The organism is Synechococcus sp. 'PEA 65AY6A-5F PE A', from assembly GCF_047462575.1.
Taxonomy (GTDB): Bacteria; Cyanobacteriota; Cyanobacteriia; order Thermostichales; family Thermostichaceae; genus Thermostichus.
The window spans coordinates 18,841-31,625 of record NZ_JAOALE010000016.1 but is presented as its reverse complement, the minus strand read 5'-3'; the positions used below and the strand labels follow the sequence as shown (position 1 = coordinate 31,625).

Annotated in this window: 8 protein-coding genes; 6 read left to right on the top strand and 2 right to left on the bottom strand. The window is 62.3% G+C overall.

Annotation, left to right across the window (positions count from 1 at the left end; all coding sequences use genetic code 11):
- A complete protein-coding gene (murJ, locus tag GG26_RS07135) occupies positions 1-1,635 on the top strand; it encodes a murein biosynthesis integral membrane protein MurJ (protein WP_011430852.1) in 1,635 nt (544 codons plus the stop codon).
- A gap of 10 nt (positions 1,636-1,645) precedes the next feature.
- Here murJ and sigC read toward each other — a convergent pair whose 3' ends face one another.
- Positions 1,646-2,749, bottom strand: coding sequence for an RNA polymerase sigma factor SigC (sigC, locus tag GG26_RS07130; protein ID WP_041439130.1), 1,104 nt, complete (start codon positions 2,747-2,749; stop codon positions 1,646-1,648).
- A 450-nt stretch (positions 2,750-3,199) separates the two neighbouring features.
- Here sigC and GG26_RS07125 point away from each other — a divergent pair, with 450 nt between their 5' ends.
- Positions 3,200-3,856, top strand: coding sequence for a cofactor assembly of complex C subunit B (locus GG26_RS07125; RefSeq protein ID WP_099813015.1), 657 nt, complete (start codon positions 3,200-3,202; stop codon positions 3,854-3,856).
- A gap of 2 nt (positions 3,857-3,858) precedes the next feature.
- Here the strand turns inward: GG26_RS07125 and mutS are convergent, their stop codons facing one another.
- A complete protein-coding gene (mutS, locus tag GG26_RS07120) occupies positions 3,859-6,546 on the bottom strand; it encodes a DNA mismatch repair protein MutS (RefSeq protein ID WP_414389621.1) in 2,688 nt (895 codons plus the stop codon).
- A gap of 209 nt (positions 6,547-6,755) precedes the next feature.
- On the opposite strand from mutS, the gene GG26_RS07115 reads away from it, so the two are divergent.
- The 4 genes from GG26_RS07115 to GG26_RS07100 all read left to right on the top strand — a co-directional run bounded on the left by GG26_RS07115 (position 6,756) and on the right by GG26_RS07100 (position 12,771).
- Positions 6,756-8,036 (top strand): RNA-guided endonuclease InsQ/TnpB family protein, encoded by a 1,281-nt coding sequence (locus GG26_RS07115; RefSeq protein ID WP_011430848.1) that lies wholly within the window; start codon positions 6,756-6,758, stop codon positions 8,034-8,036.
- A 391-nt stretch (positions 8,037-8,427) separates the two neighbouring features.
- The gene (locus GG26_RS07110) at positions 8,428-9,471 is read left to right on the top strand and encodes a FecCD family ABC transporter permease (RefSeq protein ID WP_011430847.1); all 1,044 of its coding nucleotides are present in this window, start codon (positions 8,428-8,430) and stop codon (positions 9,469-9,471) included.
- Complete coding sequence (locus GG26_RS07105; RefSeq protein ID WP_011430846.1) at positions 9,468-10,313, top strand: ABC transporter ATP-binding protein; 846 nt, start codon at positions 9,468-9,470, stop codon at positions 10,311-10,313. The genes GG26_RS07110 and GG26_RS07105 overlap by 4 nt, the downstream gene beginning before the upstream one ends.
- A gap of 37 nt (positions 10,314-10,350) precedes the next feature.
- Positions 10,351-12,771, top strand: a complete 2,421-nt coding sequence (locus GG26_RS07100) for a TonB-dependent hemoglobin/transferrin/lactoferrin family receptor (protein ID WP_099813016.1) — start codon at positions 10,351-10,353, stop codon at positions 12,769-12,771.
- Positions 12,772-12,785 lie beyond the last annotated feature (14 nt).

Genomic DNA, 12,785 nt, shown 5'->3' with positions numbered 1-12,785 from the left:
ATGAAAGAGTCTGCCCCGCGAATCCCATCCGCCGCGTCTTCTCCACCCCGTTCCTTGCTCTCGGTAGCAGGGCTGGTGGCAGGGGCCACGCTGCTCAGCAAGGGCATGGGGTTTATCCGTCAGGCCCTAATCGCGGCAGTCTACGGCTCGGGGACAGAGTACAGCGCCTTTAGCATAGCCTATGTCCTGCCTGGCTTTTTGTTGATCTTGCTGGGCGGGATCAACGGCCCCTTTCACAGCGCCATCGTCAGCGTGCTCAAAAAGCAGCAGCCGGGAAGAGAGGATCCGGCCCGTTGGCTAGAGTCCATTTCTACCTTGGTGGGCTGCCTGCTCTTAGCGGTGACGTTGGGCCTCTGGTGGGGAGCCGACTGGGTGGTGCGCCTGAGCGCACCAGGGGCCAGCCCCGAAGTGCATGCTCTTGCCGCCGAGCAGTTGCGGATCATGGCGCCGCTGGCCTTGCTCTCGGGCTGGATTGGCATTGGCTTTGGGGCGCTGAATGCGGCCGAGCACTACCTCTTGCCCGCCCTTAGCCCGTTGATCTCCAGCTTGTCAGTCATTGGGATCCTGCTCGCGTTGGGATGGACGGGGATCCCGACGTTGCTGGCCTGGGGGGTGCTCATCGGGGCCATCGCCCAGTGGTTGGCGCAGGTGCCGCTGCAGCAGCGGCTGGGGCTGGGGCGGCTGCGGCTGCGCTTTGAGTGGGGATCCCCGCCGGTGCGGGCGGTGGGCCTGCTGCTGTTGCCGGCGGTGATCTCCTCCGGCATGATCCACATCAATGTCTATGTGGATCTCTTTTTTGCCTCCTTCGTGCCCGGGGATCGCACCATCGGCAACTTGGGCTATGCCCAGCTTTTGGTGCAAACCCCCCTGGGGATCCTCTCCAACATGGTGCTGGTGCCCCTGATGCCTCTCTACGCCCAGCTGGCGGGGGATGGATCCCGCTGGCCGGAGCTGCGCCAGCGTATCCGCCAAGGGCTGATGGTGACGGCCATCCTCACCCTGCCCCTGGCGATGGTGCTGGTGGCCCTGGCCGAACCTATCGTTCAAGTAGCCTACCAGCGCGGTCGCTTTACGCCGGAGGTGACCCAGGAGGTGGCGGCCCTGCTGATGGCTTATGGGCTGGGGATGACCTGTTACCTGCTGCGGGATGTGCTGGTGCGTATCTTCTACGCCCTGGAGGATGGGGCTACGCCCCTGCACATCAGCGGCCTGGCCATCGGCCTCAACGCCCTGCTGGACTTCCTGTTTTTGCCAACCTTTGGAGCACCGGGCATTGCCTTGGCCACGGCAGGCGTTAACCTGATGGCTCTGATTGGGCTGGGGATCCGCCTCCACCAGCGCTTGCCGGAGATCCCCTGGCAGGAGATGGGGCAGGCCCTGCTGCCGTTGCTGGGGATCACCGCCTTGGCCGGGGGCCTCAGCCATTGGCTGTGGACGCAACTGCGCTCCCACGAGATTCTCGGCTCTTCTCTAATCACCGCCGCCCTCTGGGCCGGTCTGGCCGCCGGCATCGGTCTCAGCTTGTTTGCGGCAGGGGCCCTGTATCTGCGGATCCCGGAAGTGAACTGGCTGGCAGCCCAGATCCAGACGCGCCTGAGCAAGATTGCCAGCCAGCGATCTCCATCCAGATCCTAGGCAGGCCCGACTAGCTGATGGCTTCGAGGTAGTCTCGCACTCGGTTGCGCCGCTTCGGCTGCCGCAGCTTTTGCAGGGCTTTGGCCTCGATTTGCCGTACCCGCTCCCGCGACAGATCCAAGGCGCGGCCAATTTCCGCCAGCGAGTAGGTGCGCCCATCCCCCAACCCAAAGCGCATGCGGATCACATCCCGCTCGCGGCTGGTGAGATCTGCCAGCAACTGCTGTAGATCGCGATGCAGGGCCTCCCGCATCATCGTCTCTTCGGGGGAGATGTCGTCGGTTTCCAGCAGATCCCCCAGCTCAGTGTCCTTGTCTTTGCCCACCTTGGTTTCCAGAGAAACCGAGCGCGGCACCCGCACCAGCAGCTCCCTGACCTGGGGCACCGTCATCTCCAGCTCGGAAGCAATATCCTCAATGGTGGGGGTACGGCCTTTCTCCTGGGAAAGCTTGCGCTGGGCTTTTTTGATCTTGTTCAGCTTCTCGGTGATGTGAACGGGCAAGCGGATAGTGCGGCTCTGGGTGGCGATGGCGCGGGTGATGCCCTGCCGGATCCACCAGTAGGCGTAGGTGCTGAAGCGATAGCCCTTCTTGGGATCGAACTTCTCCACCGCTCGCTCCAGGCCCAGCGTGCCCTCTTGGATCAAGTCCAGCAGCTCCAGGCCGCGATTTTGATATTTTTTCGCCACCGACACCACCAGGCGCAGGTTAGCTTTGATCATGTGCTCTTTGGCGCGCTTGCCAATTCGCTGGATCTGCTGTAGCTTCTCGGGGGTGAGGTTGGCCCATTCGGGGTACTGGTTGGCCCTAGCTGCCCACTCGGCCAGAGTTGGCTCCCGTCCCAACTCTTTCTGCAGGCGCAGGCGCACATCCAAAAGCTTCATGTAGTCTTGGACTCTTTGGGCCAGAGCCACCTCCTCATCGCGACCCAGGAGGGGAACACGACCGATCTCCTGCAAATAAAGGCGCACCAGATCGGTGGAGCGGCGAGCTGGCTCCTCTTCTGCAAACTCGCTCTCGGCCAGATCTACCTCTGCTTCCTCAGCGGGATCGAGGAGATCGCCATCCAACAAAATGTCGTTGAGCTCAGGTTCGTAGTTAGACATGTAAGGTATTGCTGAAACAGCGACAGAGGCAGGCAAACCAAAAGGGCAGGACTGGGAGGAAATCTCTAAGGCTGGTGTCTCCCTGGAGCGGTTGCTTTGCGCCGTCATCGCTCGAGTGGGGCAGGCACCCTCCTCCTCAACCCTCGCTGCAGAGCTCTGCCCTCTTAAAGGAGGCTACCCTGGAAAGGGAGAGAGACAAGAGTCAGTAAAGCAGAAGCCTCTTATCATAACTTAATTATAGTTGCACTTCCCAGCCGAGAGGCACGAGATCCGGCGTAGCCTCCCCTCCTCTTGAACTGCCACTGAGGTTGCTGAAAAGCGCACTGCCCTCCGAGGGGTTTTTTGCCCATGCGAGCTACAAAGCGATAGAGGTGGCAACTCGGTTTTTCTTTGGAGGAGGGGGCGGCCAGCTCCTCTGAGAAGTCTAAACTGGTCAGCAGGCGTGTAAACTAGCATTCCATGAACTGCTTTCTTGCCAAGTCTCCTTCTTTCTGGTCAGGAGAGAAAGCCCCGATCGCAGTTGCGCCGCCCATCAACTTTGGCTCTCTATCCGAGGCACGTGCGGCAGTAGCCGCCTCTTCTTCCTTGCAAGGGGAGACAATTTCAACGCTACTGCTTACGGTCTTGCTGGCCATCGGCCTGTTCTTTTTTCTGCGAGCCTCTGGCAAAGACCGCGTCGAAGCTCGTCTCTATTTTAGCAGTCGCAACCTGGAAGAAATGGGATCCCTTCTCCGAAAGCACCTGGAGGGGCGCGCCTATCGCTTGCAATCTGCTGACCCGGAGGGGATCGCCACCTTTGTGGGTCAGGCGCGGGCCAGTGTGGGGTTGGCTGTTTTTTTGACGGGGCTGGCGGGGGCAGGGCTGGCCTGTTTGGCCCTGGTGCTGCAGATGCTGCAGCCGGCTTGGGGAGCCTGGCCTTGGACGCTGCTGCTGGCCTCTCCTTGGGCGGGCTGGTACTACTGGCGGCGCAGCCACCGCCCGCAGCAGATCCGCCTGAAGCTGCAAGAGGCCGCTCCGCCCCCCGGATCCCACCTCTGGGTGGAGGGGCAGCGGGAGGAGCTGGAGGTGCTGGCCGCCACCTTGGGGCTGGAAGAACGGGATCCGGAGCGAGGATAGACCTAGAGCTCCTCGGGGTAGAGGGAGGTCGGGATCAGGGATAGTTGATCCCCAGCCTTGGCATCGCAGTCGGGTATCCCGCGGGAATTGGATTCTTGCTTGAACCGCTTCTTGGGGCTGTTTGAAGAAGGGCGGCTTTTCCCCTGGCTGCGCAGGCCGAGGCCGATGCGGCTGTGTTGTTCCACCAGGGCCAGCACCTGTTTGGCCCGCTCGATCACTGGCTGGGGCAGGCCGGCCATGCGCCCCACCTCGATGCCGTAGGAGCGGTCGGCTCCGCCAGGTTGCACCTGGTGCAAAAAGATGATGCGATCCCGGAGCTCGTTGACCACCACCTGGAAGTTGGCCACGTTGGGCAGCAGGGTTTCCAGTTGGTTGAGCTCGTGGTAGTGGGTGGCAAAGATCGTGCGGGCGCGCACCTGGGTGGCCAGGTACTCGGCTACGGCCCAGGCGATAGAAAGGCCGTCGAAGGTGGCGGTGCCGCGGCCAATCTCGTCCAGAAGCACCAGGGAGCGCTCGCCGGCGTGGTTGAGGATGTTGGCCGTCTCGTTCATCTCCACCATGAAGGTGGACTGTCCCGTGGCCAGGTCATCGACGGCGCCGATGCGGGTAAACACGCGGTCGCACAGGCCCAGCTCCGCCCGCCGCGCCGGGACAAAGCTGCCCATCTGGGCCAGGATCTGGATCAGCCCAATCTGCCGCAAGTAGGTGGACTTGCCGGACATGTTGGGGCCGGTGAGGACGATGAGATCCGGGCCGTGGGGGGATCCCAGGCGCACCGAGTTGGGGACAAATAGGCCCTGGGGCAACGATTTCTCCACCACGGGGTGGCGCCCCTCTTCGATGATCAGGCGGCGATCGGCGGTGATCACGGGACGGGTGTAGCCCTGCTGCACGGCCACCTCGGCCAGGCCAAAGAGAGCATCGACAGCAGCCAGGGTCTGGGCCACCTGGCGGATGGCGGCAGCTTGGGATCCCGCCTCCTGGCGCAGTTGTACAAACAGCTCGTACTCCCGCTGGTTGATCTCGGTTTGGGCGGTGAGGATGCGGGCCTCTTTTTCTTTGAGCTCAGGGGTGATGAAGCGCTCTTCGTTGGTTAGCGTCTGCTTGCGGATGTACTCCTTGGGCACCTGCTGGGCCTTGGCGCGGCTGATGCTGAGGTAATAGCCAAAGGCCTTGTTGAAGCCCACTTTGAGGGTGGGGATGCCGGTGCGCTCGCGCTCGGTTTTCTCCAACTGGGCAATCCAGTGGCGGTCTTGCTCCACCTGCTGCCGCAGCCTGTCCAGCTCCGGATCGACGCCGGGCCGGATTAGCCCCCCTTCGGTGAGCACAGGGGGAGGGGAGGGCAGGAGGGTGTGCTCGATGCGGCGGCCCAGGTCAACCAGGGCGGGATCCACCTGCTGCAAGCTCTGCAGGAGAGGGGTCTTGGCTTCGGCCACCAGCTCCGCCAGTTGGGGCAGTTTGCCCAAGGAGGATCCCAGGGCCACCAGCTCGCGCGGGTTGGCGGTGCCGGAGGCGACGCGGTTGGCCAAGCGCTCCAGGTCATAGAGAGAGTCCAGCAGGGATCCCAGGCGGGTGCGCAGGGAGGGGCTTTCCAAGAGCTCCTGGATGGTGTCTTGGCGGAGGCGGATTTGCTCTGGATCTCGCAAAGGCTGCAACAGCCAGCGGCGTAGGGTGCGTCCCCCCATGGCGGTGCGGCTGCGATCCAGCACCCAGAGCAGGGATCCGACAAAGGCCCCCTCGCGGATGGTCTGGGTCAGCTCCAGGTTGCGACGGGTTTGGGTGTCCAATATCAGGTAGTCGGTGAGCTGGTAGGTGCGGGGCGGGCGCAGGAGCGGATGGCCCCCCTGAGGGGAAGGCTGCACCAGGTTTTTTTGAGTTTCTTCCAGGTAGTGGAGCAATCCTCCCGCCGCCCGAATGGCCAGGGGCAGCCCCTCGCAGCCCAAGCCCTCCAAGGAGCGCAGGCCGTAGGTCTGCAGCAGGTTTTCCCGCGCCGTGGCCAGCTCAAAGGGTTCGGCTGGCCGCAGGGTATAGGTGTACTGGCCGGGCAGGCCCAGGGGGGCTTGGGGATCCCCGGGCCGCATCAGGCCCAGGCCCAGCCCCTCTTCGGTGGGCAGCAGGATCTCCGCCGGCTGCAGCCGCGCCAGCTCCTGTTCTAGCTGCTCTTGCCCCTCGCCCTGGCAGACCCAGAACTCGCCGGTGGAAATGTCGGCATAGGCCAGGCCCCAGACCGTTTGCTTGGAGCCTCTCAGGCGGACAATGGCCGCCAGGTAGTTATTTTGCCGCGCCTGCAGCAGCTCCTCTTCGATGACGGTGCCGGGTGTGATCACCCGCGTCACTTCCCGCCGCACCAGGCCTTTGGCTTGATCCGCCGGCTCCATCTGGTCGCAGACGGCCAGGGCGTAGCCTTTGGCCACCAACTGGGCGGCATAGCGGTCGAAAGCATGGTAAGGGATCCCGCACATGGGCACCCGGCCAATGGCCCCTGCCTCTCGCCCGGTGAGCACCAGCTCCAGCTCCCGCGACACCAGTTGCGCGTCCTGGAAAAACATCTCGTAGAAATCCCCCAGGCGGTAGAGCAGAATGGCGTGCGGGTATTGCCGCTTCAGCTCCACGTAGTGCTGCATCATGGGGGTGAGCAGGGCGGGATCCACCTGCAGGGCATCCCAAGTGGTCTCAGCAGAAGAAGCCATGGCACCAATGCTTGCAAGAGGGGGCCAAATTCAGGGTCCATCCAACCCAAGCTAACCGGCTTGGGCCATTCTATTTGATTTGAGATCTTCCTCCCTCTCCCTCCGGAAGAGAGGAGATTACCAAGCGGCGCCATAAAGCCCCGCCCTTTAGGTCAGGGATATAAGGCGCAGATTGTTTTATCTGATAAGACCCAGAATAAAATAGATTCATGTTAGTCAGGGAAGCCAAACTCCTCAACGGGACGCCAAAGCAGTATCAAGCTTTGGACGAAGCCATCCGCACCGCACAGTTTGTGCGCAACAAATGCCTGCGCCATTGGATGGACAATCGGGGGGTAGGGAAGAAGCATCTGTATGCTTTCTGCAAAGACTTGGCGAAGGAGTTCCCATTTGCGAATAAGCTCAACTCTGCTGCTCGGCAGGCGAGTGCGGAGCGAGCATGGCTATCGATTTCCAACTTCTACAGACGGTGCAAGCAGGGCGAAAAGAAGAAAGGCTATCCCCAGTTCAAGAAGCATTGCCGGTCTGTGGAATACAAGCAATCGGGCTGGAAGTTATCTGATGATGGCCTGTCTATCACCTTCACGGACGGGTTTGGAGCAGGGACCTTTGCGCTGTACTGCAATGGAGAAGCAAGACAGGATATCCTGAGCTCCAAAATCAACCGTGTGCGGGTGATCCGAAGAGCAGATGGTTACTATGCCCAGTTCTGTCTGGATGTAGACCGCAAGGAGCAAGGACAATACACAGGCAATGTTATCGGTATTGATCTTGGGCTCAAGCATTTCTACACCGACCAGAACGGCAATACCGTGAATTGCCCGAAGTTTTTGCGCCGCAGCGAGAAGCGGCTAAAAAGGCATCAACGCAAGTTGAGCAGGATGTTCGCAAAAGGGAGAAAACCGCAATCAAACAACTACCACAAACAGAAGAACCGAGTAGGTAGGATTGACCTCAAAGTCCAGCGCCAGCGTAGAGACTGGGCGATTAAGCTAGCCCGGTGCGTAGTGATGTCTAACGACATCGTGGTGTATGAGGACTTGCCGGTGAAGAACTTGGTCAAAAATCGTCATCTTGCCAAATCGATCCAAGATGCTAGCTGGTCGCTATTCACTCACTGGCTAGACTACTACGGCAAGGTGTGGGGCAAGGCAATCGTAGCAGTGCCGCCTCAATACACCACGCAGGATTGTAGTGGTTGTGGGCATAGAGTGGTTAAGACTCTGTCTACGCGAACTCATATTTGCCCCAAGTGTCTGCTTGTGCTGGATAGGGATCAGAATGCAGCTCTGAATATCCTGAAGAAGGGGCTAAGCCTTTTGGGGCTCAGCATCTTTAAGTTAAGCGTCTTAGGGTTGAAATGGCAAAACGGTACCTTAGGGCATAAGGGAACCGCTGCCCCCCGCCCCCCTGTGTCCCCCCGTATACGGGGGGATGTAGGGGGGCCTGGGGGTCGGGAACGCTTGGGGAGAGATGCACCGCTGCTGTAGAGGGGCAACCCGATACGGTAAGTGCGCCCGTAGAACCAAGAACAAGAATCCCCTGCCTTTAGGTAGGGGAGTATGTCAAGGACTTCCCATTCCACGGCTGCTGGGAATGACCCTACCCGGGGCAGTCGGATCCCTGGCAGGTTAGGCCTGAGTAGGTTGGGTGTTGCCCGATCTCACGCCAAAGGGTTGGCACTCAAGGGGGGGACGCGGGCAGAAGCTTATTAGAACTGACTTGCAATAACCCAGAAAGCCTGTTATTCTGGCAGCTACGTCTTTATTGAATCTAAGTCTCAACAAGCTGGAAAGCTTGGCGGGGTTGGGCTCGCTGCTCTGGCGAGCCGGTCGGAGCTGTCTTGCGGCTCTCCCCCTCTCAAAAGTCCTGAGGTTTGCGATGTTGGCCAATCAAGGGCGTCTGTCATCAGGAGTTGACTCGGAGACACGCTGGGGGCAGGCCAGGCGGATCCTCTCGCCGGTCGGCTTGGCGGTTTTGCTACTGAGTGTCATCCTCTTGCTGCTTTGGATCTCGATTGCCTTGGGATCCGTTCCCATGACTTTTGCGGAGCTGTGGCAGGCCCTGTGGGGGCAAGGGGATCCAGTCCGGCAGACCATTGTCTGGCAGTTGCGGCTGCCGCGGGCACTTTTGGCCCAGTTGCTGGGGGCGGCCTTGGGGATGGCGGGGGCCCTGCTGCAGGGGATGTTGGGCAATGGGCTGGCGGATCCCTACCTGCTGGGCATCTCGGCGGGGGCGGGCCTGGCGGCGGTGGGGCTGCTCACCTGGGGGGAGTGGACGGCTTGGGTGCCCTTGGCGGCTTGGGTGGGCGGGGTGCTGACCACGGTGTTGGTGTATGGCCTGGCGCGCACCCGCTCCGGGCTGGCGGTGGAGCGGCTGATCTTGGCGGGGGTGGCCGTCAGCGCGCTCTTTGGGGCCATTAGCTCCACCTTGTTGTTGATGGCCGATGAGCGGGTGCAGGTGGCCCTGACGTGGTTGATCGGCAGCCTGAGCGGGCGGGGCTGGCCGGAGGTGCGGGTGGCCGGGGTGTACATCCTGGTCGGGCTGGGGCTGGGCTGGGCGCAGGCGCGGGCTTTGAACCTGCTGGGCCTGGGAGAAGAGATGGCGGTGAGCTTGGGGATCCCGTTGGCGCGGACGCGGGTGGCCATCGGCCTGGTGGCAGCTTTGTTGGCGGCGGCAGCCGTCAGCGTGGGGGGGTTGATCGGCTTTGTGGGGTTGGTGGTGCCCCACATGGTGCGCCAGGGGGTGGGATCGGATCACCGCTGGCTGTTGCCCCTTTCGGCCCTCGGGGGGGCAGCTCTGTTGAGCGGCGCCGATCTCCTCACCCGGCTGGGGGCTGTGGAGCTGCCGGTGGGGATCGTCACGGCGTTGATGGGGGCGCCGTTTTTCGGCTGGCTGCTGCGGCAGCAGGGGGCAGAGCGATGAGGGAGGGCCGGCCAATTTTGCAGGCCGAGGGGCTGAGCGGGGGCTATGGCTCGCGGCAGGTGATCCATCAGGTGAGCTTCAGCCTGCAGGCGGGGGAATGGCTGAGCATTGTCGGCCCCAATGGCTCCGGCAAATCGACGTTGCTGCGGCTGCTGAGCCGAGTGTTGATCCCGCAGGCGGGGCGTGTGTACCTGAACGGTTGGGATCTGCACACCCAGCTCAGCCCGCAACAGGTGGCCCGGCAGTTGGCCCTTTTGCCCCAGCAGCCGCGGATCCCGGCAGGGCTGACGGTGTGGCAATTGGTGAGCTTGGGGCGTTCTCCTCACCAGCCCTGGTGGGTGTGGCAGTTGCCGCGGGCAGATCGGCAGCGGGTGGAATGGGCGCTGGCGCAGACGGGACTGGGATCCCTGGCCCTGAGGCGGGTGGAGACGCTCTCCGGCGGCGAGCGGCAGCGGGCTTTCCTGGCGCTGGCCCTGGTGCAGGAGCCGCAGGTGCTGCTGTTGGACGAGCCCACCACGTTTTTGGATCTGCGCCACCAACTGGAGCTGCTGGAGCTGTTGCGACGGCTGCAGCAGGAGCAAGGGCTGACGGTGATTACCGTGCTGCACGACCTGAACCTGGCCATTCGCTACAGCCGGCGGGTGGCCCTGCTGGGATCCGGCCAGTTGCAGGCCCTGGGATCCCCGCAGGCGGTCTTGACCCCCAGCAGGGTGCAGGAGGTGTTTGGCCTGGAGGTGGAGTGGATGCCAACGCCGGTGGGGCCGCAGCTTTGCCCCCTGCGCAGCGCAGACCCAGCAAGGCCCCTCTGGCTGGGAGGAAAGGGTGTTGAGGCGAAGGTTTGACTTGGTTTTTTGTGGGTTTTTGGGAGAGTGAAACGTTATGCGAGTAACCGGTTGGGGCTGGAAGGCGGTGAGCTTGGGGCTGGGCCTGGGGCTGAGTTGGGGATCCCTGGCCCAGGCGCAACCCGCGGCTCGGATCCCTGAGACTCCTTTGCTGGCCCAGGCCACCCCTCGGGGAGCCACCACCATCCAGGAGCAGATTCGCGAGCTAGAAGCCCAGATCGAAGCTGCCCGCCGGCGGGGGGATCAGGCGGAGGTGGAGCGGCTGCAAGCGGATCTGCAAGTGCTGCGGCAGGGCACCCCCGTCTTCAACCTGCAGCAGGTTACGGTCACCGGCACCCGCACCGAGCGCACCCTGGCCGACTCCCCGGCCACCATCACCGTCATCGACCGGGAGCGCCTGCGGCAGGAGCTTATCCAGAACATCCAGGATCTGGTGCGCTACGAGCCGGGGGTGAGCGTGCGGCGAAATGTCCGCTATGGCCTGCAGGACTTCAACATCCGCGGCCTCGACGCCAACCGGGTGCTGATCCAGGTGGACGGGATCCGGCAGCCGGAGCGGTTTTCCTTCGGCCCCTTCAACATCGGGCGGGACACCTTTGAGCTGGAAACCCTGAAGACGGTGGAGATCATCCGCGGCCCCGCTTCCACCCTCTACGGCAGCGATGCCTTGGGGGGCGTGGTAACCTACACTACTCTAGACCCGGCGGATCTGCTGGGGGAACGGGACAGCCATGTGGGCCTCTCCAGCCAGTACGACAGCAAAAACCAAGGCTTTGTCAACACCCTCAGCTTGGCGGGCCGGCAGGGGAACTTGGAAGCCCTGCTCATCTACACCCGCCGCGACGCCAGGGAGCCGGATATCAAAGCGGATCCCAGCTTTAAAGATCGACAAACGGTGGATGGGGACAACGTTTTGGCCAAGCTGGTTTACCGCTTCAGCCCCTTGGAAAGCCTCACCCTGACCGGCGAGTACTTCAACAGCCGCACCACCACCACGTTCTCGCGGCGCAACCTGGATCCCGGCATCAGCTTATTTAGGGAAACCATCGACACCGAGCGCAGCCGCCTCAGTTTGGAGTATCGCTACGCCAACCCTGAGAATCCCGCTTTTGAGTTGGCCACCGCCCAGATTTACTACCAGCCCGCCCGCACCCGCGAGCCCAGCGTGGAAGAGCGCACCATCACCGTGCAGGGCCGACCCGTACCTGTGCGGCGAGATACCTTCAACGAGCTGGTCAGCAACATTTTAGGAGCCAGCCTGCAGGCCCAAAGCCGCTTCCAAACCGGGGATCTCTCCCACCGCCTGGTGTATGGCATGGAGATTTCCACCACCCGCAACGAACGACCCCGCAACCGTTTTCAGACCAACCTGCAAACCGGAGCGGTAACCCAAAACATTCCCCCAGACACCTTTCCCACCAAAGATTTTCCCGACTCGGACACCGTCCGTTTTGGGCTGTATGTGCAGGATGAGATCGATTTCGGCGGCGGCAACTTGACGTTGATCCCCGGCATCCGCTACGACACCTACAACCTCACCCCCAGTCCCGATGAAGCTTTCCTCAAAAGTGGGTCAGAAGCGGCCAGCCTCTTTGCCGATGCCGTTTCCCCCAAGCTGGGCCTGGTGTGGAGGATAAACCCCAACCTTACCTTTACGGCCCAGTACAACACCGGCTTTCGGGCCCCCCAATACAACGAGATCAACAGCGGCTTCACCAACTTGGTCAGCCCCTTCTTTCGCTATCGCACCCTCTCCAACCCCGACTTGCGCCCGGAAACCAGCCAGGGTTTTGAAGTGGGTTTGCGAGGGATCTACCCGCAGGCCAGCTTCAGTTTGGCCGCCTACTACAACACCTACAACGACTTTATCGAGGCGTTCCGGCGGGTGGGATCTGAGCCCTCGCCCCCCGGCCCCCCCGGCAGCCCGCCGCCCCCGCCGGTCATCCTCTTCCAGAGCCAAAACGTCAGCCGCGCCCGCATCTACGGCGTGGAAGCGACAGGGCAATATTTCTTCAGCCCCGACCTAACCGGCTGGAGCCTAAACGGCAGCTTTGCCTGGGCGGTGGGGGACAATCTTACAGAAAACAAGCCCCTGCTTTCGATTGAGCCGCTGACGGCGGTGCTGGGGCTGCACTACGACGATCCCAGCCAGGTGTGGGGGGCGAGGCTGGTGGCCACGCTGGTGGCGGATCCGCGGGATCCGCAGCGGGAGGTGGTGCAAACCAACCCCAACGCTCCCCCGCAGATTCCCTTTGTGCCCAGCGGCTATACGGTGGTGGATCTGCTGGGCTACTACAACCTGGACGACAACTGGCAGCTCAATTTCGGGGTGTTCAACCTCTTCGACGAGAAGTATTTTCTGTACTCCGAGACCCGCACCCTCTTTGTCGGCCCTGAGGTGGAGCGGCGGGCTCAGCCGGGGCGCCATGTGGCCCTCAGCTTCTCCAGCCGCTTCTAGGACTCCCCGCCAGC